Origin of the sequence: Bradyrhizobium nivariense, from assembly GCF_029846695.2 — a bacterium.
Classification (GTDB): Bacteria; Pseudomonadota; Alphaproteobacteria; order Rhizobiales; family Xanthobacteraceae; genus Bradyrhizobium.
This window is the reverse complement of sequence record NZ_JARWCR020000048.1, coordinates 1-20,310: the sequence shown is the minus strand read 5'-3', so window position 1 is coordinate 20,310 and position 20,310 is coordinate 1. Positions and strand designations below refer to the sequence as shown.

The window sequence follows — 20,310 nt, the reverse complement described above, 5'->3', positions numbered from 1 at the left end:
CCGCACCCAAGCCGAGAAAGCGTTCGGTGATAAAGTAAGCAAAAAAGAAGGACGTAAGCGCGCCGGCGTCAAAGTAAAGAAGTCACGCCGCGCGCAAGGCCTCGCGCATTCATGGGATTCGCGCTGCCACTGCCACTGCCATTGCCGGATGATAGGCTCAAGATCGTGATGCGAGGATAAATTCGGGTGGCGGCGTAGGAATGACCGACATTCAGACCTTCATCTTAGAGCCCAGCACGCCCGAGTTGGCAATGTGCGCGTACTGGCGCGCAGACGCCTTTTCAGTACTCCAAGCGTCCTTCGAGCAGGAATTGAGGTCGATGGAGCTATTTGCATCGGATCAGAGCCGCGGTATAGCGCTGGTCGCGAAAGCGGATGGTGAGCCGGTCGGGACGTGTCTTCTGGTTGAGTCAGAGATCGAGCCTAACCATGATGTGTCGCCTTGGCTCGCAGGCTTATTCGTTGTCCCCGAGCATCGGCGCAAAGGCGCTGGTGCCGCGTTGGTCCGAGCGATAGAAGATCAAGCCCGGCAACGGGAATTTTCGCGAGTTTACCTGTACACTACGGATACCGTGGGCTTCTACGAAAGGCTCGGCTGGGAAGTGCGAGATCGCACTAACTGGAAGGGCTTCGATACGGCACTAATGGTGCGCGATCTCTAGAGTTGCTGCGATGGCCGCTGCTGCAGCTTTGTTCAGGTCCTTCCTCTGGCCTCGCAGTCAAGCGGAGCAGTTGCACTGTTAGGTCGAATCAACTCTGATGTGGCAGTAGCCTCAAGGAAGTACAATGCGAATTTAACTCGCCATCTCTGCAGCGGCTTTGCTTATTATGAGTACAGCGGATGCATCGGCATTCTCGATGAGCTTTCGGTGGTGCGGGCTAGGCTCTCCGGTGTTTTCGTTGAGCGCTGTACCGAAGGGGACGACGACGCTGCAATTCCATATGGTTGATCTTCAGGTCCCGAGCTACGACCATGGTGGTGGGACAGTGCCGTATAAGGGGCAATCGACAGTGCCATGCGGGGCTCTGACGAACTATTCGCCCCCAAGTCCGCCGAGCGGCAGCCATTCGTATCAGATCACAGTCACCGCATTCGGACCCGGCAACTCGAACGTCGGAACGGCGACCTTCACGAGGGAATTCCCGGAGAAGAAATGACCTGGGCCTACCTATGCGCGCCTAAGCATACTCGAAGACTGTGTTGCAGGGGTCATCAGTCTAGCTTGAAAAGGGTTTGTCCCAAGCGCTCCTTGAGTGTCTCCAGCAAAGACATTCTCGTACTAGGCTCTTGCACAATGTAAGTCGGTGCAGGCGCAATATTCAGTGGCGCCGCTGCTCGATGGGCGACGACCTTCTTCGCAGGTTCACGCTTAGCAACGTGCTTCCTCTTAGAAATGTCAGCATCGCCGTCCGAAGCGGCTGGCTTTGGGTTGGCGTTGAGCTCAGCAAAGGCGACCCGTGGTCTTTCCCGAGCAGGTTCGACAGCAGTTGTTGATGCATCGAAAGTCGCGCTTGGCGGCACAATAGTCGGCAAACTGGTATCAATAACCACTCTTTCTGGTAGTTGCTCGACTGAACTGATTCTAATGTTCGGCCGCTCTGCGTCGCTACGACTCGGTTCTGGTGTCGGTTGTTGGAAAAAACAAGCTATCCCGATGAGCAACAGGACGAGAGCACTGCCGACGACCATGAAGTATTTCATCAAAGGCATAGGCCGCCTCCTTTGGGACGACCTTGAGATTTGGATTGTTAGCAGATCGCTAAAGATGGATTAAAACCGAAAACGTGGTTATCGCCGATGCTGCGATGCAGAATGAGGCCATCTCACGAAGATCCGTGACTTCGAGGTTGCGTCATAGACCTCGATCTTCAGCCTCGGATACTGCGCCAGCAGCAATTGTAGAGCGGACCAGATGAGGGAGCAGGCATCCCGGCGCACGAAGTGCGGTCTTCCGCTAGCTATCGGGCGGCTTTCTCAAGTTTCACTCGGTAGGTTCGCGATCGCTCGACTGAGCATGATTTCGATGCACCGAGTGCAGATCAGTTCGCCGTGGCCAGCCGGTGGGTCATGAATGACCAACTCTTGCGCGTACTCTTCTTCGTAGTGGTGCAACGGGCGTTTTCGTGCATCCTGCTTTGCCTACGCGCGAGTTGGGCGGGAGAAGGAACAGGCGGGGTGGTTACACCCCCCAGCGCAATCACGAGGGCGCCCTGGGGCGCGCCGCGCGACATGTTCTTATCGTCATGTCGCGCGGTGCATTAGTAGTTATCGTTGGTGACCAAGTCCTATCCCCAGGTGCAGCGCTTTCTGACGGAGGGCCCCGACCGAGCGCCTAGTCAGCTTTGATATTTTGACGACTGGCGTTCGCGCCTTTGAATGATCCTTGAGTTCTCTTAGATCGGCTTTTGTCCATTCGCGGCGCTTCACGGTTTTCCTAGCGGCCCGAGCTTTCTTCAAGTCAATCGCTCCTGTTGATCACGAAGGCCGGTTGTTACCACGATAAACGGCGGCGGCAAGTACACCAACAGGAACTAATGATCAACGTAATGATGGTCTCGGCGCAAAAACCTTGCTGCTCGGCCCCGTTGCTGCCTGGGCCTAGGAAATTGTACCATAGCTGAACGCGCCCTCAGGTCTGCCCAGGGGATATGAAGAAAAGCGATCCTTGTCTGGGCCAGCCCATTGGCGGGGCCTGCCGCTCATGGTGTCCTTTGCCACTAGATCTCTCCGAGCCGGACATCACCCACGGGTGCCGCAACGCGCTGGACAGAGGACGTCCTCGGCTTCGCCCAGCCTCGGCATGCAATTGTTGACCCAGACAGTCATATGATCAGGCTATCGACCCTTTTTCCAGGAAGTCTAACCGTTGGGTTCAGGAGATGATTTGAACTTCGCGAGCTCAAAGTCTCTCACATCGTAAATATCCCGCAGGATCCTAAGTGCCAACCTGGCAACATAGGCAAGATCGTAGGCGTTCCGGATCTCAATCTTTCGCGAGGAATTCTTCGATGCCCCGGGAGCTGCAAAGCCGAATTCGCGTACGAGTCTATCCTTCTTCTCGCGTGTAAGGACCTGAGCGATCTCCGGTACATACTCTTCCGAAACCGATTCACAGCGGAAATAGCGGTCGTGGGTCGGTGCAAAACATTGGAAATAGGCGCGTCCTGCTTCGAAGATACAATACGCGTCCGAGCTTTCGGTCATGCGCCTCTGATCAATTCGGTTCAGATGGATAAATGCAGTTTCTAGCCAGCGTTTCTCGGATGCAGACAAGTTTCCGAGCGGCGATTCCTCTCTCCTCAGTGGCCGGAAAACGATGATTGATGGATGCGCCTTCCATTTTTCATCGAAAACCAGCTCGGACTCGTCGACGACTGTGGAGATTGCAGGAATACCAAGTTCCTTTGCGATCCGCCCCACCTTGCGCCAAAACAGGGAAGAATCGCTTGCCCGCAACTGCCACAACCATAGCGCCGCCCATGAAGGCAAGGATCGACCAGCGAGCCGCTGAGCCGCATCTAATTGCAGCCAATCTGCATTGCGGGGATCAGCGTCAGGATCAATCACGCGGTGCCCGTTGCTATCATGTTTCTTTGCGCGATTCGAAGCGGAGAGAAATTCTAGGGCCGATCTTAGGAACTGCTTGATACGACTCCATTCTTCTTGAGTGAGAATACTCCGAGCGCGCAACTGTGCCATGAAGCCGAGCGAGTCATCGTCAAGTAGACGGCCGCTCTCCAACTCGATCAATGAGAGTTCTTCTGCCAATTGTTCGGCTCGGGGTTCGCTCCCCATCAGGTTGATCCGCGGCTCGATGAACCGAAGTCATCAAGGAACTCTGAGACCGGTGTGACACCGGAAACCAGTAGATGATCCCTGGCGCGGGTGCAGGCGACATAGAGCAAATGACGCTCGGTATCGTAGATCTCTTGTAGGTCAGCGTCGTCGCCCACGTTCTCGATGCGCTCTTGCAGCGGGATGACCTCATCATCACAAGCCATCACCGCGACGGCACGGAACTCAAGCCCCTTTGCCAGATGCATGGTGGCGATCGCAACCTTTCCGCTCACCGTTTCAACCTGATCGTCCAATACCTTAAAACCGAGACCTCCGGCCTCCACCGCGGCCTGGGCACGATGCAACTGGGCCTCGGAACGCACAAAGATACCGAACTCGTGGGGTAGGACACCAGCTTTGCTCAGCTCTGCGATCCACTTGCCGACCGCCGCGTATTCTTCGGCTTCGTTACCAAAAGCACGAATGATCGGCTCAGGGCCATTGAATACTGAGATCGCATCGTCGCGCCTCTCCGTGTTGCCGTCCACATCCGAGGTCGATGGACCCAGTAGACGATCAGCTTGGGTGCGGATTTGGTGCGACGTGCGGTAGTTGACCCGCAAGGTTCGCGAGCGGCCGCGGATATCGACACCTAGCGACTTCCAGGAGAAAGGTTGCTGAAAGATCCGTTGTCCCAGATCTCCAGCAAAGAACAGGGCGTTGGGTCGGTCGGCGCCCAGAGCGGCCAGAAATCGCAGGTGAGAAGGGCTGACATCCTGCGCCTCGTCCACCACCGCAAAATCGAATACCACTCGTTTGACCCCAGCGGCAGAACCCAGCGAGGTGAAAAGCTCCGGCCAGGTGACGAGCTTTCTCGATCGCAGATCGGATTGGACGCGCTCAAAGATGGACCACAGTTGCTTGCGTTGGCCTTCTGGCAGGCGAGTCTTCCGGCCCAGCCTTGCGACGTCCCGATAAGCTTCCCAGGTCTTCAGCTGCCAAGCGTCGACCACGTGATCCCACTCGGCCATCAGGAATCGTTGCCTGAACTTGTGCCCCTCGACGGAGCCGGCGGCCTTTACCATCAAGTCTCGAACAATGTCTCGTGTCGCAATTGTCACCGGGCCTATGTGCGCCTTGTAAAGCCGAAGTCCGATGCTGTTGAGGGAGTGAACATCTATCCGTTCGGCCAGTCGAGGCTCGTTACCCAGCAACCGTCGCAGCTTCGACTGAAGGGCAGAGGCGAGGGTGTCGGAAAAGGTGGTCAGAAGTACGCGGGCCTGCGGGCTAGTTCGGGCCAGGTGGGCCGCCCGATGCAAGGCCACGATCGTCTTGCCCGTGCCGGCCGAACCGGACACTCGTGCCGGTCCGGAATAGTCGCGTTGAACCCAGTCGCGCTGCTCCGGATGCAGGAAGACTGTCCATTTTTCCCAGGGATAATCGAGGGCACGCTCCAGCTCCTCGACATTGGTCATCGTCCGGAAGCGGCGCTGCGCGTCCGGGTGTTCGAACGCGCTCGAAAGCTCCTTCGCAGGAACTGCTGGGCGTGGCTTGCCACCCGTCGCCAGCTCTAGCAACGCTTCTGATGCTTCGGCCGGCAAATGATCGGCCAGAACTAACAGCGTGTCCTCAGTTGCCTTTTTTACGTCGCCAAGCCACTCGGTGGGCACCTAGCTCAACAACTCGTCCTCAGAAACGTCGGCAAATAGCGGTGGCTTTTCTGCCGGTGCTGTTTGGACCAGAGCCAATTCGGTCTGCACATAGACGGGAATGAAGATCTCCTTCACCGTCTCGCGGATTTCGACCAGCTGCGCGGCTCCCGTCTTGGGATGCGTCTCCAGCTTGCGGCGTTCCGCCCAATCATAGGCTTTGTCGTGATGATCTACGTAGCAGAGCAGCAGGCTGGTATCACCTTTATGAACGATCAGCCGGATATCGCTGTTAACCCGGACCGACCAGAAGTTCTTGTCCTTCGCCTTGTCGAGCTTGTGGAAACTCATGCCCGGATTGGCGGGATTGAGCTGCAGGTCAAACGCTGTCGTTTTGACGGCCTTCTGCTCGTCGCCGGTCAGTCGGGCGAGGCTGTCGGTGAAGGTGTCAGCGATACGAAAATCCATGAGCTGCTCTTAACCACGCGCCGATTGGCTTGTTGATCGTATTAGCCCAACTATCGCATTGTCGATGATCTTTGTTGTGCTGCTGTGCCATCCTCCGTTCGAAATGTACTGATTAGGAGTTGTTTTGCGCGCGATCCGAGTAAACGCAACAAAGGCGTGCCCAAAACAGCTCCTTTGCTCGTATTGAAATGTGGGGTTCTGCCAGCAAAAAAACTTTTGCGTATACGCGCGATCAATCGGGACCATGAGGTCTGGAAGCACATGATGAAGTGCTTTTGATCCAGCGACAATGGGGGTATTATTTTCAACGATATCGAGCCCATCGATCAATAGCCAAAGCTGTCGGCCAGTTGCGTTAGGGTCCAGCTTCGGATCGTCAATTGCAGCTTTTTCCAATACTGCTATTTCAGGTCCCTTGGCTTGTAGGGCGGAGACGAACGCATCGAAGCTTTTGAGCTTCGACGCACGAACACCAATGCCCCATGCTCCCAATGTCAGGTAGAGTGATTTGAGAAATTGATTGTCAAAAATCGCTTCGGTTGCTGATCCAAGCTCCCGACGCCGCCGAATAGTTTCAACATGGTGCTCTAATTGACCGTACTTCGCAAATGGAGGATTGTGCTCGAAAACAAGAATGTATGTGGGGAAGTTATTGATTAAGAGATCCATATTCGACTGCTGATTGATTTTTGCCATCGCGCTGCCCTATCGTAAGTATCGTGGACCGACTATTTCTTTTCCCGTGAATGCATCTGGGAGAGATAAAAAGCTGAGTGTGCGAAGGACAGACCGAACCTGCGCAGCCGGCCAAATGCCGCCGCGAGCCGCTGGTCTACCCTGAGCCTTGAGACCCTTTGCTTTGCTATAGTCCAAAGCGAACAGGACCGTCCGCCTGAAGCTGTCGGATCGTAGGCGCAAGGTCGCTTGTGTCCCATGCGGCTCTCGCTTCGGCAACGTCGGTGCAGACGTCTCCTTTCGTCATGGCGAAGGCAACTGCGAGACGGTTCGCGACAAGTCGCGTGCAAGTGGACCAGGCAAAACCTGATCAAAGAGTCCGCTTAGTGTACGGTAGTACCAGATCGTGCCTTGACGACCTCCGGTGAACCGCTCCCAGAGGTCATCGCCGATCTGGCGGTAGTCGCTAAGAATCGCTTCCGCGTTGTCGACCTTGTCGGCGAGCGAGACCAGAAGCGAAGTCGCTGGCTTGGCCGGCAGTTTGGAAAGGTAGGCCTCCTTTCGCGTGCGCCACTCGGGTTTAGGATCGGTCCATGAATCCGTGCAATCGGCGACGATCTGGGCGACGTCCGGTCCGAAGCGTTTTCGTATGATTTCGAGCGTTGCTTCACCGCCATGATCTTCTGCGGCATCGTGCAGGAGGCCGCCGATCGCTTGAACCTCGCTGCCACCGGCGGACAGCACGCGGCTCGATACGCTCAGCAGGTGAGCGATGTAGGGGATACCGCTTCCCTTTCTGAACTGGTCGCGGTGCAGATCGGCTGCATAGACCAATGCATCGTCATACTGCTTCGAGAGTGGTGTCACGGTTCTTCCTCACTATGATCAACCCGGTATTCCGGGACTCTATTGAACTGTCTGCAATGAAGTGCCCTCACTACCTTTCGCGACTTCGGATGCGCGGAATTTCTCTAAATGCTGGCTCACTACCTCAGGCGCGGGGCGATAAATTAGTTCATTTGGCAACGTGATGATCTTGCCGTGGTATTTGGCGTAAGGAGATGCCTCTAACTGCTTCGACGTGCGAACCGTCAACGCGCCGTCGACATACTGGAGGGACAAGAGATGCGCGTCACGGATCAAGGAAATTACTGGGGACATGCGTAAGTCGATCGATCGCAAGCGATCACGAATGATCAAGGATTTCTTCTCCGCTCGATTCGTGAGCTTCGCAAAGGAGCTTGATGTTAGGCTTGGGGATGACCGGTCCACTGCGATCTCGACCACGACGAACGCGCGAGGCAGTGAGGGGCCGCGTGGACTCGCCGCTTACAACTATGCGTTTTTGCATACAGCGAGAGAGTTTGGATCATCGGTATTCTGTCCGCTGGTGATTGACGCCCCTAACCAGCAGGGCCAAGACGCACAACATCTACCCGCGATCATCGCATTCTTGGTCAAGAGGAGACCATCCGGTGCCCAGCTCATCCTCGGCGTTGAGGAGGCAGTCGGTATCGAGGCTGATGACGCTCGTATTGTGAACATCGGCGAACGCAGGAACCAGCTTCTTAGCGCTGCGCAGTTCGAGACCGTCAGCAATCATCTCAGCGCCTACAGCGCGACGACCTGGATGAGAAGATTGAGCCAAGTCGGCGGCTCGCCGTCGCGGATGGTTGCTTGTGCACTAAGTGAACACTTTTTAAAATGGTCTACGGCCCAGTACCCGGTCACTTATACTCCTTGCCTCTTCCACACTTAGTTCGCGTGAACGCGCGTATCGGCAAGAATGCAAAAACGGAGACGCGGATGCGCGGGGCAATGAATGAGCGGCGGATCGGCCGCACCAATCTTTCCGTGAGCGAGCTCGGGTTCGGCGGGGCTCCATTGGGAAATATGTTCCGAACGTTGGACGACGCGAGCGCGCTTGCCGCCGTGGAGGCATCGGCCGCGTGCGGCATCCGCTACTTCGATACTGCGCCGATGTACGGGTTCGGATTGAGTGAGGTGCGCCTCGGTCAGGCTATCAAACCCATGGTCCGAGAAGAGATTGTCATCTCGTCCAAGGTTGGTCGCACCCTGACGCCGGTCGACCCTAGTCAGGTGACGCCGGGAATCTGGGATCAGCCCTTGCCCATGCGGGCCGATATCGATTTCAGCTACGATGCGGTGATGCGATCCTTCGAGTCCACGTTGAAGCGACTCGACACGCCGTTTGTAGATATGCTGGCAATTCATGATCCGGACGAGGCGGCGGTGAGCGCAGGTCTGGACCCATACAGTCGCTCGCACTTCAAAGCCGCTATGGATGGCGCCTATCCCGCGCTCTATGAGCTGCGCAGGCGAGGGCTACAGGTGCAAGATCCGCGCTCCTTCCTTCGCCCATCTTTCGGCCATGGACTCGCGTTAATGCAGCCGGAAGACTCCGTCTACGGCGCGTAGTTCGGCAGGCTTGATCAGTTTGGAGTGCGCGACGGTGACCGCAAACAGCGGGCCTTCGAGCTTTGCTTCCCAGAACGCGAGGAAATCCTTTAGCGCCGGGAAATTTGGAAACATGTCGTAGTCCTGCCAGACGTAAGTTTGCAGCAACCAGCGACGATCCGGACGGCGATAAACGATTTCCGCTGTTGTCAGTCCGCGGCCTACTACCTGCTTGCTGAAATCCCCGGAAACCGCATCTTTCTCGACCATGCAAACCTCCAGCCAACCAAGACAGTTGCATGATTCTCAATTCGCCAAAGACGAAAACGTTCAATAAGTCATAGTAATCAACGCGCTAGCAGCATGTTACTTGGCCTGCTAGCAATCGCCGCCAGCGTTCCTCCTCAAACATCGCGGGCCGAAGCCCTTGCGCCCCAGTGTCACAGGCTTATGTGTAGAGCGGCTAGCACTCGTTCATTGCGACTGCCAATCCAGAAATAATCACAAAAACTAAGGGAGGATCGCATGAAATTCCGTCCGCTCCACGACCGCGTCGTGGTCAAACGCATCGATGCCGAAGACAAAACCGCAGGCGGCATCATCATTCCGGACAGTGCCAAGGAAAAGCCCTCGCAGGGCGAAGTCGTCGCCGTCGGTCCGGGCGGCCGTGACGAATCGGGCAAGCTCATTCCGATCGATCTCAAGGTGGGTGATCGCGTGCTGTTCGGCAAATGGTCCGGCAACGAAGTCAAGCTCGATGGTCAGGAACTGCTGATCATGAAGGAAAGCGACATCATGGGCGTTCTCACTGATCTGCCCGCCGCCAAGAAGAAAGCCGCGTAAGCGCCAGCCAGTTTTCCTTTTCCTGAGGATTCGGCGCAGCCGGGTTCTCGAAGGATGAGGCCCGCAATTCAAATCTCATCCCTCAAGAGCCCGCCCAGTCCCGCGGTCTTTGGGATCTGACCAGTTGAAAACGGAGATCATTATGTCAGCCAAAGAAGTCAAATTCGGCGTCGATGCCCGCGACCGCATGCTGCGCGGCGTCGAAATTCTCAACAACGCGGTAAAGGTGACGCTCGGTCCGAAGGGCCGCAACGTCGTGCTCGACAAGTCGTTCGGCGCGCCCCGCATCACCAAGGATGGCGTCACCGTCGCCAAGGAAATCGAGCTTGAAGAAAAGTTCGAGAACATGGGCGCGCAGATGGTACGCGAAGTCGCCTCCAAGGCGGCCGACGCTGCCGGCGACGGCACCACCACCGCGACTGTACTCGCGGCTGCGATCGTTCGTGAAGGCGCCAAGTCGGTTGCCGCCGGCATGAACCCGATGGATCTCAAGCGCGGTATCGACATGGCGGTGGCCGCCGTGGTCGCCGACCTCGTCAAGAACTCCAAGAAGGTCACCTCGAACGACGAGATCGCCCAGGTCGGCACCATCTCGGCCAATGGTGACGCGGAGATCGGCAAGTTCCTGTCCGACGCCATGAAGAAGGTCGGCAACGAGGGCGTCATCACGGTTGAAGAAGCCAAATCGCTCGAGACCGAACTCGAGGTCGTCGAAGGCATGCAGTTCGACCGCGGCTACATCTCGCCCTACTTCGTCACCAACGCCGACAAGATGCGCGTTGAGATGGATGATGTCTATATTCTGATCTACGAGAAGAAGCTTTCCAGCCTGAACGAACTGCTTCCGCTCCTGGAAGCTATCGTGCAGACCGGCAAGCCGCTGATGATCGTCGCCGAAGACGTCGAAGGCGAGGCTCTCGCTACCCTGGTCGTCAATCGTCTCCGTGGTGGTTTGAAGGTCGCGGCCGTCAAGGCTCCGGGCTTCGGCGATCGCCGCAAGGCGATGCTGCAGGACATCGCGGTTTTGACCGGCGGTCAGGCGATCTCGGAAGATCTCGGCATCAAGCTTGAGAACGTCACGCTTAACATGCTCGGCCGCGCCAAGAAGGTGATGATCGACAAGGAGAACACCACCATCGTCAACGGCGCCGGCAAGAAAGCCGACATCGAAGCCCGCGTTACCCAGATCAAGGCGCAGATCGAGGAAACCACCTCGGACTACGACCGTGAGAAGCTGCAGGAGCGTCTGGCCAAGCTCGCAGGCGGCGTCGCGGTGATCCGCGTCGGCGGCGCGACCGAAGTCGAGGTGAGGGAGCGCAAGGATCGCGTGGATGACGCGATGCATGCGACCCGCGCGGCTGTGGAGGAAGGCATCGTGCCCGGCGGCGGCGTCGCCCTGCTGCGTGCCGCCGAGCACCTCAAGGGGCTGCGTACCAAGAACGACGACCAGAAGACCGGCGTCGAGATCGTGCGCAAGGCGCTGTCCGCGCCGGCCCGCCAGATCGCGATCAACGCCGGTGAAGACGGTTCCGTCATCGTCGGCAAGATTCTGGAAAAGGAGCAGTATTCCTATGGCTTCGACTCGCAGACCGGCGAGTACGGCAACCTGGTCGCCAAGGGCATCATCGACCCGACCAAGGTGGTTCGCGTGGCGATCCAGAACGCGGCCTCGGTCGCGGCTCTCTTGATCACCACCGAAGCCATGGTGGCCGAAATGCCGAAGAAGAACGCGGGCGGTGGCATGCCTGCGGGTGGCGGCGGCATGGGCGGCATGGGTGGTATGGATTTCTAAGTCCAACCGTGTAGCGCTCAAAAGAAAAAGAAAGGCCCGGCAGCGATGCCCGGCCTTTCTGCATTTTCTTGCGCCTGATCGCGGTTGCCCAGTGCCACGTCAGTACATGGTTCGGAGCGGCCTTCAGGGCGCGCTCATACCAGACCTACGAGAATTTGCAGTCGCCGAGCTTGCACGAATATTCGTTCGAAGCATCGGCGCTGTTCGACCCCAGCTCGTACAGCACCCCGACCAGTCGGAAACCCCGGCAGGCAGCCTGCGCTTCATTTTCAGCCTCCGAGCCGTCGGCGAAGGGCACGTATCGTCGCTGACATTTCGCGCCGGCACCATCGCGACCGACGGCAGCATTGCAATCGATCCGACCGCGCGGCTCGCTTCGAGCCCCGGATCGGATATCGGGTCCCCGGACCAATCGGCGACGAAGTCGAGATCGTCTTCAAGCCGGAGCAGGACATCAGTGAACGCGTCATCTTCCCGGTTACGGAATCGCAGTCGAACGGCATCGAAGACGCCCGCTTCGTCGAATTCAGCGATGGCGGGCGGACGACCTATTACGCAACCTATACGGCCTACAAGGGCACGGCGATCCGATCGGAATTGATCGAGACCCGCGACTTCCTGTCATTTCGAATGTCGCCCCTGCATGGTGCTGCGGCGCGCAACAAGGGCATGGCGCTGTTCCCACGCAGGATCGACGCCAAGTACGCCATGATCGCTCGACAGGACAACGAGAATCTCTATCTGGTATATTCGGAAGACCTGTACAGGTGGGAAGGTGGTCAGGCGATCCTGAAACCGCAATTTCCATGGGAGTTCGTGCAGATCGGCAACTGCGGATCGCCGATCGAACTGGCAGAAGGCTGGCTGCTGCTGACGCACGGCGTTGGCCCAGTCCGGAGATATTCGATCGGCGCCGTGCTGCTCGACAAGCGCGATCCGTCCAGGGTGCTGGCGCGTTCCAGCGAACCGTTGTTGCGGCCCGAACCGGGCGAACGCGAAGGATACGTTCCCAATGTGGTCTACACCTGCGGGGCGATGACACACAACGATCAACTCATTCTGCCGTACGCCGTATCGGACACCTTCTCCAATTTCGCGACCATCAAGATTTCTGCGCTGCTGAACTCGATGTCCTGAATTCCAAATCGCCCGGTGCGTTCTCAAAGGACAGCCTATGGCTCGCGAAACAAGCTACTTCGTCCAAGCGTTCAACGCCGGCCGGGGAGGAAGCCTGAAAGCCGATACTCCGATCGCCTGCAAATCGGCAAGGGGCGCACTGCAGACGGCAGAGAGACTGGCGTTGAGCAAGCTCGGCGTCATTGCCTTCTCATCCACCGGAGATCCGGAGATGGGTGACTATGACGACGAGCCAACCGTCATCTTTCGCAAGGGCGAGCTTCCATCCGCATTCGACTGAGGTTGATCGCGCGCGCCGAAAAAGCTGGTGACTTGGGCGGTCGCGCGTGCTCGAGGCACAGCTACCGATGGCTGTGGTGGCTCAAGAGTCCGGAATTAGGACGCTCCAGAACGCACAACGCCGCCAGGCCGAATAATGCCTGGCGGCGCTGTGTCAGATCCGGACACTGCAATCCCCCGGTAGCTATCTGTCGGCACAGAGCGTGCCAAGGTTCACGGTCGCGCGCGTTGCTCTCGAATAGTGGCTGGAACCAACGTCACGGGACTAACTTGGTAAGAGGTGACAGGATGCCGTCCCCCTCGGTATCCGATGAATGCCGGCCCCAGTTCTTCCCCGGTGCTGGGGCCGTTGTTTATCTAGACCCGCAATATCCCTTGGCTTCGTCAATCGATCTGAATACGGACTTACGCCGCCGGCGAGGTCAGGGAAGCGATCGGAACATCGAATGCGTACACGAAGCCGGTCGGCTCATAGGTTAACCGCACGTCGCCCTTGAGCTGCTTGCCAAGGGTTTCGATCAGTCGTGTCCCGAAGCTGCGCTTTTCCGGAGGCTGGACTGCCGGACCGTTTTTCTCGGTCCATGCAAGGTGCAAGCGCTGTGTCTGTGGATTCAGCGCCCAGGCGATGTCGACGCGTCCCTCCGGGACCGACAGGGCGCCAAACTTCGTGGTGTTCGTGCAAAGCTCGTTAAGCGTCATCGCGACGGCGATGACGGCACCCGACGTTATCCGGATATCGGGTCCCGAGATCGAGAATCTCGGCTCGTCGGCATTGTCGAAGGCTTCGATGGCGCCGCGGACGACCGTGCCGAGATCCGCGCTGGTCCATCTTGCCTGCAGAAGGAGATCGTGTGCCCGGCCGAGCGCCAGCAGCCGGCCCTCGATGGCGTGCTGCGCGTGTTCAGCCCCCTGCAAGTTGCGCAGGCTCTGCGAGACGATGGCGCCGACGGTCGCGAGCGTATTCTTGATACGGTGGTGCAGCTCTTCAAGGATCAGCTTCTGCAGCTTGTCGGACGCGTCGCGCTCCTTGGCGTCGATGCCGGCCTTGGCAAGTAGACTGCGAGTATTGATCTCGGCCTGCGCGAGGAGAAGCCGCAGGCTGACATTCTCTGCCTCCAGAAAATCCTGGTGTGGTGCTGCGCCGCTCGCGAGGCTGTGGTCTGTACTGAGATCGTCTTCAGGCATTCCCAATTGTATCACCATGAGTTGGCTGCCGCACTGATCTTTGACGGGCTCTAACGCAATCAGGCGATTCTGGTGGCAAAATCGACGTGAAAACTGCCGGCGTCAGGCTTGGCCGATCATGTTCCGCATCTGGGCAATCATTTGCCTGGCTTCGAGTGGCTTGCCGAAAAACCTGCTGCAGGGAGGTAGATCGATGCTCGGCGGGTTCAATTGCCCCGACACCACGATGATCTTGATCGACGGCCAACGCGCGTGCACGGCGTGCGCAAGTCCCACGCCGTCCATGCTGCCCGGCATCTGGATGTCGGTGCACATCAGCGCGATGTCGGATCTGGATTTCAGGATTGCGACCGCTTCGTCGGCATCCAGGGCTTCAATTGGCGTGTAGCCGGCGTCTTCCACCAGTCGACCGCGCGCATGCGGAGGATCATCTCATCCTCGACGATGAGAACGACGGCTGGAATGCATGAAAAATCGAGTACCATCGGATGGGTGTCCACGGCTATCGATTCGGACAGGCGGTCGATCTGGGACAAGCATCTCGGCGCCCATATGATCCATGTCACGGCGCTCTTTTCCTAAATACCCGAGCCAATCACGATGCGTGAACGGTGAATCGGGAAGGAAGTAGCGCTGAACGGCCGTCATTGCGCCGGCGCGCCGCTCTTGCTGAAGAAATGCTCGTGCATTTCAGCGGCGTTTCGCAGGATCATTGCCTTGTTCATCGCCCCCGTCCGCTGATCTCCCGGCGGCATCCCGCGAGCTTCATCCAAGGCGGCCACCGCTCTGGCGTCCAGCTCCTTGGCCAACGATGGCCGGGTTCGTTTCGTCGGAGCGAACGAGCTGTTTGCCTGAGCCGATTGTGCCGGCCCGCCGAGGTGGACTACCATTGAATGAGCATCGCGGCAGCGATCAGCAGCACAAAAAAGATCGGCAGCAATACCGGCGGTACGAGCCACTCGCGAACACTGAATTTGTAGATATTGAACATATCGGCCGCCTTTTTGTCGCGGCGGGAGCGCAATGCTCTCAGTCACCGATGACAGCCGGGGAAGCGCGCAGTGGTATGGAAGATATAGTGACGCTTCGCCACTGGTTGCAACTCATTTATCGGGCCATGATCGAGCAGGGTTGTAATCTGATTCCGGAGTAGCCATTTACGCTTGAGCGCAGCCGGATCGCTTCAACACTATTCCCGTTACGCGAAGCTTTCGCTATGCCAGATTTTGTATCGGCCAACGGCACATCGTTTTGTCGTGCGCGTCACGGGTCAGGACAAACTATGGCCATCGAATATGCATCGGTGGGGTTCTGCAAGCCGGCACGGCGCCCCCGTACACCGACAACTTGATTGGTCACTGCCACATGATTGAGTTTCCAAATCACAGTCGTTCATATGACCGGACGCGGCATGCCGTGCGATTTTGGGGACACGATAGCGCGATAGAGGCATCGTTTTTCATAGACGAAGGCGCGTGGAGGCGCATTCGACCAGATGCCCGTCCTGATGAGTCGGGCTTTCTGAACGCGTTCGATTCCAACCGTGATCGGATATGCGCCGCCGCTGCCAGAGTCTACGTTCGCGGAAGCAGAGGTTCTTACGACCTGGTCGCCGAAAATTTTTGAAACGAATGCCGCCGGTGGTTTGATTGGCGAGGCTGATCGAAGCAAACGTCGGCATCGGTGATCTGATCGGCCCTCCTGGAGGTTGTGATGGCTACAGATTTTGCATCGACGTTCCTTGCGAGTGGAGGAATTTCCGCGTTGGCGCCAGCAACGGGCATCCTCATTGCAGACCGTGCGAACGTTTTGAATGTTGCTCTCCGGTGCGACGGTTCGATCGGCGGTAAGCGGTGCAGCGGAAGCGACAGTGACGAGAAGCGCGCTTGAGCCGGCGGCCAGAGCGATAACGAGATTCTTCATAATATCTCCAAAAGTGATTGTGTCGGTAGGTCAATAGACTCGCGATCCAGCATAGTTCTTCCGGGGCGATGAGCGCCCAGCGCAACAAGACCGACAAGGCCGACACGCTCGGCATTGCCCACCTGGTGCGAACCGGCTGGTTCCGCAAAGCCCATATCAAGAGCGAAGCCTGCTACCGGCTAAGGCCGCTCCTGACGCACCGGCGCAATCTGAAGCGCAAGTTCTTGGATCTGGAGAACGCGATCCGCCACTCGCTGAAGGCCTTCGGCGTCCGCTTGAACCGCACCGGGCGTGGCGGCTTTGCGCAAGCGGTGCGCGACGCGGTCGCCGGCGATGCGCTGGTCAGCGAGCTGATCGACCCATTCGGAGCGCCCGGGCGGCGCTCTGGAAGGAGTACTGCCGGCTGCATGATCTGGTCGTTAAACTGGTGGCCAGCCACGAACTGACCGCCGCTTCATGCAGATTCCCGGTGTCGGACCGGTCGCCGCGTTGAGCTTTATGACGGCAATCGACGCCCCTCGCGCTTCAAGCGCTCGCGCGACGTGGCGGCGTATTTTGGGCTGACGTCGCGGCGCTGGCAGCCCGGCTCCTCGATCGATGTGCAGGGGCGGATCAGCAAGGCGGGCGACCTGGACTTGCGGCGTGCGCTCTATGAGGCGGCGTCCGCGCTGCTGACCCGGTTCAAGCCAAGGACAAGGTCAAGACCTGGGGCCTGCTGATCGCCAGGCGCGCCGGCCACCGCAAAGCGGTGGTGGCGGTCGCCGGCAAGCTGGCGGTGATCATTCACGCGATGTGGAGCGACGGCACCGTCTATTGCGGCGATCCGGCGACATCTGCGGCGGAGGCCTCAGTGCAGACTGCGCGCAACGATCGCCGGCTGTTGGGAGCGCATGCATGAAGCCAGCTCCGGCACATGGAAACGTAAGCCTCAGGTGATTGCAGCACATTGAACGATGGAGCTCCGCAACTAGCGGAAGAGACCTGGTGCAGATCAAGGACGACGGAACGCACGTTATCTTGCCTGCGACGGCGCACCTGGTGGTGCGGCCGGATCGCGTGGGATTGCCTGTGATGTGGCTTCGTCATGCCGATGGAAAGATGCGCCGCGACGGCCAGCCCTGTTTACGAACCTGATGAAGCGCATGCGACGGCCCAAGTGCTGAACGCAAAGGAACGCATGGACCCCGCCTGGTGAATGCAGATCGTGATCGCGCTGATGGCGAATGCTGCTCGCAATCGAAGCAGCGAGAAGGAGCGCTGCTTGTTTGGAGAAATCGCAAAAAAGCGTAGGAGTGGGTTGACTTTGCGCGCCCGATTAGGAAGGCAAGATAAAGTGAGATTCCTCGCTGCCGGAACGTCGTTCCTAAGTTTTTGTCTGCACATTGCTTTTGCGCGGCGCGTTTTGAACCGGTGAGGTGAGGCGGGGCGCTTCCGATACTTCCTTCTTTGTTTTTCAACGGTCCAAGCGGCACCGCTTGCGATGGGCGGGAAATGCGAGACCGAAGCGCTTACGCTGATGTGAGCATTTCTGCGCTCCTCCGCGATCGACGCATTTCAGCTCTTGCGGGAAGTGTTTCGACTTCCAATCGTCGTCTCATGGCACGCGACGAAGACGACTTCTGCATCCGTCCCGGCAAGGTTCGCGATCGCAGTGGTGCACGAACGAGTGCCCGCGGGATCGGCCCGATGCGCCGACGCCCCGGCCAGCTTCCTTGGTGAGGTCCATCAGGCTATACGCCGGGCGGGCGGCAACCCCGATCGCACGGGCAGGGCCGGAAAGGGAAGCGGCCGGTTCAATGCGCGGGGCCGGGGCGCTGCGACGGCGCTGACGCTGAAGGATCGGAGCGCGTGGAGCCGGGACGGAAGCGGCGTGCGCACACGGGCGCGGCGGGTGGCGGTGAAGGCTCGCGTGGTCAAGCTCAACCCGCAGCGCGGAGCCGCCCGCGGACGGCAGTTCGTCGGCGCCAAGGTAGTGGACGCGCACCTCCGCTATCTCGAACGTGACGGCGTGACGAAGGATGGCAAGAAGGGGCAGGTCTATTCGGGCGAGCGCGACGTGGAGGATGGTCGCGCGTTCCTGGACCGGGGCCGCGATGACCGGCACCAGTTCCGTTTCATCGTCTCTGCCGAGGACGGCGTGGAGCTTGCCGATCCGCGCGAGACAACCCGCACCTTGATGAAGCAGAGGCCGACCTCGAGACCAAGCTCGACTGGATCGCATTCGATCACCACAACACCGGCCACCCCCACACCCATATTCTCGTTCGGGGCGTAACTGACGACGGCAAGACCCTCAACATTGCCGGCGATTAATCCGGGCACGCGGTCTGCGCGCGCCTGCTCGGTCACGCGCTGGGCGGTGCGAGTGTGGACCCGGGTTCCGGCTATGAAGGTCGTGTATGGGGCGAACGTCATGTGGAAGCGTTCGCCGAAGGTCGCGGCGATGCCGCCGATGTCCGCGAAAGCAATCGGGCCGATGATGCCCGAGCCGGGTGAGAACGTCAGCGCGGTCTCGGACGTATTTGGGAACGTCTATAGCCATTGCATCGAGCTGGCGGCCGGTCGGGCTGCTGAGGGTATGCTGTTGGGTGGTCATGATAGCCGGTCTGCCGCCGATGATCTGCGGCAAGCGCGTGAATTGGCACTTCTCATTTGCAAGAGCGATGAAGCCATCACGTCGTTCCTCACGTACTGTGATGTCGCCGCGCGTGATTTGCTGATGCCCTATGGTGATCTCGTCATGGTGCTGTCCATCGTGTTGCGGATCAGGCGCACGCTGGACGGCGCCGAGATTGATCGGATCATCTCGGATGTGGAGACGCAAAAGGTGTTGGCGGCTGAGCGCAGGCGGCGCACGGAGTGGCGCAAGTGCGAGTTGGCGGCCGAGCGTTTTCTAGCCGAATGTAATCACACCAATGTCGCAGCCCTTGCCACATTCTGAATCAGATCGGATGCGGTAATCGGCGACATCAGCGATCAGAAGGCACGGCGGATGTACCCGGCCTGACGATCTTGAACGGTTCCGGCGCGCTCTATCGCCGGAGCCGTTTCATTCTCGGCTTGCTTAACGCTGATGCCCTAGACCGATGCCGATCGCACGAGCCTTCTGTCGCAGGGAGCCTTCGGAACGCTTCATTAGTTTTGAAACTTTGGCGACTGGCGTGCGGGCTTTGGAATGTGCCTTGAGCAGCTTCACGTCGTCTTTGGTGTACTCTTTGCGCTTGCTAGTCGTTCTTGCCACTTGATGCTCTCCGATTGAAGGGGCTGCGTAGATATCAGCGCCGAACTGCTTCATCAAGTGAACGCGTGTGAACGGGCTAAAAACGGCCTTCGCAATCCGTGTCCCGAACGCAAGAGGTTCGTTGTCCGCCTTCGGACATCCAACAATGCGGTTGGGCTCAGAGACTTGGACCACAACGGTCGCCCTAAGAGCCACTCTCGACGTGTCAGGGCCAGAATTGTGCGGATGCCCAGACGGCGAGCAACTTCCGCAGTGTTCAGGCCCTCGCATCGCATGCCAAAGATCGTATTCGAGCTGAGGTAGTCATTTCGGCCCCACCATATTCGGCGGCGGCTCAACCGCGCTCAAGTGCATTTCCATTGCAGCTTGTTCTTCGGACAGCCGCTTTTCGAGGTATTGCCGTTCGATCTCACTTAACTTCGTTTTGAGCAGGCGCCGATACCGATCAATGTTGTTTCTATGGGTCCGTAAACGAGCAATTCTTTCTTCGGTCATCGTCCATCTCCCGACGGGCGTAGTCGCAATTACTTCCTTAAAAATGAAGGGGTAACCTCCGCCCTGAATAATGGCAGCCTAAGCAGTCCGGTCAAGATCATCTGTCTGACTGTACTGGCGACAGGGGCGACCATCAGTGCCCTCTGGACCATTCCTTAGGACAAGTCCGAAATTCAACAAAAACCAAAACCATTTTTCCCCTTGAACCTATAATTTAAGAGCGGTCGGTGGACTGCCCGCTTTGGTGCGCATTCCGGACTCAAGTCGGACATTGCGTGAGGTCCGAGTGCCTGCCATTCTTGGCGCATCATGCTCGCGCTTCGGCAGCTCCGTGATGAAGGTGGCGGCATCGTGCGGGGTGATCAGCTTGCGGCGATCAGACAGCGGGATGGGATCATCGAATGCGCGCGCCAGCCCTTGTCAGGCA

The 20,310-nt window shown here is 58.3% G+C and carries 24 protein-coding genes and 2 pseudogenes; 13 read left to right on the top strand and 13 right to left on the bottom strand.

The window, feature by feature from the left end; all coding sequences use genetic code 11:
- The first annotated feature begins 200 nt into the window (after positions 1-200).
- The gene (locus QCM77_RS30540) at positions 201-662 is read left to right on the top strand and encodes a GNAT family N-acetyltransferase (RefSeq protein WP_279686087.1); all 462 of its coding nucleotides are present in this window, start codon (positions 201-203) and stop codon (positions 660-662) included.
- Between the two features lie 551 nt (positions 663-1,213).
- On the opposite strand, the gene QCM77_RS30535 is transcribed toward QCM77_RS30540, so the two are convergent.
- The 7 genes from QCM77_RS30535 to QCM77_RS30505 all read right to left on the bottom strand — a co-directional run bounded on the left by QCM77_RS30535 (position 1,214) and on the right by QCM77_RS30505 (position 7,770).
- Entirely contained in the window at positions 1,214-1,711 is a 498-nt protein-coding gene (locus QCM77_RS30535) for a hypothetical protein (RefSeq protein WP_279686086.1), read from the bottom strand.
- A gap of 1,149 nt (positions 1,712-2,860) precedes the next feature.
- Positions 2,861-3,796 (bottom strand): TY-Chap domain-containing protein, encoded by a 936-nt coding sequence (locus QCM77_RS30530; protein ID WP_279686085.1) that lies wholly within the window; start codon positions 3,794-3,796, stop codon positions 2,861-2,863.
- On the bottom strand, positions 3,796-5,448 hold the full coding sequence (locus tag QCM77_RS30525) for a 3'-5' exonuclease (RefSeq protein WP_279686084.1): 1,653 nt from the start codon (positions 5,446-5,448) through the stop codon (positions 3,796-3,798). The genes QCM77_RS30530 and QCM77_RS30525 overlap by 1 nt, the downstream gene beginning before the upstream one ends.
- Positions 5,449-5,895 (bottom strand): type II toxin-antitoxin system RelE/ParE family toxin, encoded by a 447-nt coding sequence (locus QCM77_RS30520; RefSeq protein WP_279686083.1) that lies wholly within the window; start codon positions 5,893-5,895, stop codon positions 5,449-5,451.
- 9 nt (positions 5,896-5,904) lie between these two features.
- Positions 5,905-6,591 (bottom strand): hypothetical protein, encoded by a 687-nt coding sequence (locus QCM77_RS30515; RefSeq protein WP_279686082.1) that lies wholly within the window; start codon positions 6,589-6,591, stop codon positions 5,905-5,907.
- 282 nt (positions 6,592-6,873) lie between these two features.
- The gene (locus QCM77_RS30510) at positions 6,874-7,437 is read right to left on the bottom strand and encodes an HD domain-containing protein (protein ID WP_279686081.1); all 564 of its coding nucleotides are present in this window, start codon (positions 7,435-7,437) and stop codon (positions 6,874-6,876) included.
- 39 nt (positions 7,438-7,476) lie between these two features.
- Complete coding sequence (locus QCM77_RS30505) at positions 7,477-7,770, bottom strand: hypothetical protein (protein WP_279686080.1); 294 nt, start codon at positions 7,768-7,770, stop codon at positions 7,477-7,479.
- Between QCM77_RS30505 and QCM77_RS30500 the strand changes: the two genes are divergently transcribed.
- Positions 7,763-8,329 (top strand): hypothetical protein, encoded by a 567-nt coding sequence (locus QCM77_RS30500; RefSeq protein ID WP_279686079.1) that lies wholly within the window; start codon positions 7,763-7,765, stop codon positions 8,327-8,329. The two genes, QCM77_RS30505 and QCM77_RS30500, sit on opposite strands and share 8 nt — an antisense overlap.
- Positions 8,330-8,376: 47 nt before the next feature.
- A complete protein-coding gene (locus QCM77_RS30495; protein ID WP_279686078.1) occupies positions 8,377-9,009 on the top strand; it encodes an aldo/keto reductase in 633 nt (210 codons plus the stop codon).
- On the opposite strand, the gene QCM77_RS30490 is transcribed toward QCM77_RS30495, so the two are convergent.
- Positions 8,974-9,258, bottom strand: coding sequence for an usg protein (locus QCM77_RS30490; protein ID WP_279686077.1), 285 nt, complete (start codon positions 9,256-9,258; stop codon positions 8,974-8,976). The two genes, QCM77_RS30495 and QCM77_RS30490, sit on opposite strands and share 36 nt — an antisense overlap.
- A gap of 255 nt (positions 9,259-9,513) precedes the next feature.
- Here QCM77_RS30490 and QCM77_RS30485 point away from each other — a divergent pair, with 255 nt between their 5' ends.
- The 4 genes and pseudogenes from QCM77_RS30485 (at position 9,514) to QCM77_RS30470 (ending at position 13,040) form a co-directional block, all read left to right on the top strand.
- Positions 9,514-9,831, top strand: coding sequence for a co-chaperone GroES (locus QCM77_RS30485; protein WP_279686076.1), 318 nt, complete (start codon positions 9,514-9,516; stop codon positions 9,829-9,831).
- Between the two features lie 142 nt (positions 9,832-9,973).
- The gene (groL, locus tag QCM77_RS30480) at positions 9,974-11,623 is read left to right on the top strand and encodes a chaperonin GroEL (protein ID WP_279686075.1); all 1,650 of its coding nucleotides are present in this window, start codon (positions 9,974-9,976) and stop codon (positions 11,621-11,623) included.
- Between the two features lie 170 nt (positions 11,624-11,793).
- Positions 11,794-12,760: pseudogene (locus QCM77_RS30475) on the top strand (glycoside hydrolase family 130 protein); the annotation flags it as partial.
- A 37-nt stretch (positions 12,761-12,797) separates the two neighbouring features.
- The gene (locus tag QCM77_RS30470) at positions 12,798-13,040 is read left to right on the top strand and encodes a hypothetical protein (protein ID WP_279686074.1); all 243 of its coding nucleotides are present in this window, start codon (positions 12,798-12,800) and stop codon (positions 13,038-13,040) included.
- 404 nt (positions 13,041-13,444) lie between these two features.
- Here the strand turns inward: QCM77_RS30470 and QCM77_RS30465 are convergent, their stop codons facing one another.
- The 3 genes from QCM77_RS30465 to QCM77_RS30455 form a co-directional block, all read right to left on the bottom strand.
- Positions 13,445-14,224, bottom strand: coding sequence for a sensor histidine kinase (locus QCM77_RS30465; protein WP_279686073.1), 780 nt, complete (start codon positions 14,222-14,224; stop codon positions 13,445-13,447).
- A 102-nt stretch (positions 14,225-14,326) separates the two neighbouring features.
- On the bottom strand, positions 14,327-14,626 hold the full coding sequence (locus tag QCM77_RS30460; RefSeq protein ID WP_279686072.1) for a response regulator: 300 nt from the start codon (positions 14,624-14,626) through the stop codon (positions 14,327-14,329).
- Between the two features lie 242 nt (positions 14,627-14,868).
- On the bottom strand, positions 14,869-15,033 hold the full coding sequence (locus QCM77_RS30455; RefSeq protein WP_279686071.1) for a hypothetical protein: 165 nt from the start codon (positions 15,031-15,033) through the stop codon (positions 14,869-14,871).
- 80 nt (positions 15,034-15,113) lie between these two features.
- Between QCM77_RS30455 and QCM77_RS30450 the strand changes: the two genes are divergently transcribed.
- From QCM77_RS30450 to QCM77_RS30425, 6 genes and pseudogenes are all read left to right on the top strand, one after another.
- Complete coding sequence (locus QCM77_RS30450; protein ID WP_279686070.1) at positions 15,114-15,377, top strand: hypothetical protein; 264 nt, start codon at positions 15,114-15,116, stop codon at positions 15,375-15,377.
- Positions 15,378-15,589: 212 nt separating this feature from the next.
- Complete coding sequence (locus QCM77_RS30445) at positions 15,590-15,850, top strand: DUF1488 family protein (RefSeq protein ID WP_279686069.1); 261 nt, start codon at positions 15,590-15,592, stop codon at positions 15,848-15,850.
- Positions 15,851-16,212: 362 nt separating this feature from the next.
- Positions 16,213-17,045: pseudogene (locus QCM77_RS30440) on the top strand (IS110 family RNA-guided transposase); the annotation flags it as partial.
- An 86-nt stretch (positions 17,046-17,131) separates the two neighbouring features.
- On the top strand, positions 17,132-17,281 hold the full coding sequence (locus QCM77_RS30435; RefSeq protein ID WP_279686068.1) for a hypothetical protein: 150 nt from the start codon (positions 17,132-17,134) through the stop codon (positions 17,279-17,281).
- Between the two features lie 775 nt (positions 17,282-18,056).
- Complete coding sequence (locus QCM77_RS30430) at positions 18,057-18,422, top strand: hypothetical protein (RefSeq protein WP_279686067.1); 366 nt, start codon at positions 18,057-18,059, stop codon at positions 18,420-18,422.
- 138 nt (positions 18,423-18,560) lie between these two features.
- On the top strand, positions 18,561-19,088 hold the full coding sequence (locus QCM77_RS30425; RefSeq protein ID WP_279686066.1) for a hypothetical protein: 528 nt from the start codon (positions 18,561-18,563) through the stop codon (positions 19,086-19,088).
- A gap of 123 nt (positions 19,089-19,211) precedes the next feature.
- Here the strand turns inward: QCM77_RS30425 and QCM77_RS30420 are convergent, their stop codons facing one another.
- Both QCM77_RS30420 and QCM77_RS30415 read right to left on the bottom strand, forming a co-directional pair.
- Positions 19,212-19,442, bottom strand: a complete 231-nt coding sequence (locus QCM77_RS30420) for a hypothetical protein (RefSeq protein ID WP_279686065.1) — start codon at positions 19,440-19,442, stop codon at positions 19,212-19,214.
- Between the two features lie 249 nt (positions 19,443-19,691).
- Positions 19,692-19,883: a hypothetical protein gene (locus tag QCM77_RS30415; protein WP_279686064.1), complete on the bottom strand. Its 192-nt coding sequence runs from the start codon at positions 19,881-19,883 to the stop codon at positions 19,692-19,694.
- Positions 19,884-20,310 lie beyond the last annotated feature (427 nt).

Excerpts from the sequence above, each read along its gene's own strand:
- QCM77_RS30530 (WP_279686085.1), bottom strand. The coding sequence starts at position 3,796 with ATGGGGAGCGAACCCCGAGCCGAACAATTGGCAGAAGAACTCTCATTG.
- QCM77_RS30465 (WP_279686073.1), bottom strand. The coding sequence starts at position 14,224 with ATGCCTGAAGACGATCTCAGTACAGACCACAGCCTCGCGAGCGGCGCA.
- QCM77_RS30515 (WP_279686082.1), bottom strand. The coding sequence starts at position 6,591 with ATGGCAAAAATCAATCAGCAGTCGAATATGGATCTCTTAATCAATAAC.
- QCM77_RS30425 (WP_279686066.1), top strand. The coding sequence starts at position 18,561 with ATGTGGAAGCGTTCGCCGAAGGTCGCGGCGATGCCGCCGATGTCCGCG.
- QCM77_RS30415 (WP_279686064.1), bottom strand. The coding sequence starts at position 19,883 with ATGACCGAAGAAAGAATTGCTCGTTTACGGACCCATAGAAACAACATT.
- QCM77_RS30420 (WP_279686065.1), bottom strand. The coding sequence starts at position 19,442 with ATGAAGCAGTTCGGCGCTGATATCTACGCAGCCCCTTCAATCGGAGAG.
- QCM77_RS30535 (WP_279686086.1), bottom strand. The coding sequence starts at position 1,711 with ATGCCTTTGATGAAATACTTCATGGTCGTCGGCAGTGCTCTCGTCCTG.
- QCM77_RS30520 (WP_279686083.1), bottom strand. The coding sequence starts at position 5,895 with ATGGATTTTCGTATCGCTGACACCTTCACCGACAGCCTCGCCCGACTG.
- QCM77_RS30470 (WP_279686074.1), top strand. The coding sequence starts at position 12,798 with ATGGCTCGCGAAACAAGCTACTTCGTCCAAGCGTTCAACGCCGGCCGG.
- QCM77_RS30445 (WP_279686069.1), top strand. The coding sequence starts at position 15,590 with ATGATTGAGTTTCCAAATCACAGTCGTTCATATGACCGGACGCGGCAT.
- groL (WP_279686075.1), top strand. The coding sequence starts at position 9,974 with ATGTCAGCCAAAGAAGTCAAATTCGGCGTCGATGCCCGCGACCGCATG.
- QCM77_RS30540 (WP_279686087.1), top strand. The coding sequence starts at position 201 with ATGACCGACATTCAGACCTTCATCTTAGAGCCCAGCACGCCCGAGTTG.
- QCM77_RS30495 (WP_279686078.1), top strand. The coding sequence starts at position 8,377 with ATGCGCGGGGCAATGAATGAGCGGCGGATCGGCCGCACCAATCTTTCC.
- QCM77_RS30485 (WP_279686076.1), top strand. The coding sequence starts at position 9,514 with ATGAAATTCCGTCCGCTCCACGACCGCGTCGTGGTCAAACGCATCGAT.
- QCM77_RS30490 (WP_279686077.1), bottom strand. The coding sequence starts at position 9,258 with ATGGTCGAGAAAGATGCGGTTTCCGGGGATTTCAGCAAGCAGGTAGTA.
- QCM77_RS30500 (WP_279686079.1), top strand. The coding sequence starts at position 7,763 with ATGATCAAGGATTTCTTCTCCGCTCGATTCGTGAGCTTCGCAAAGGAG.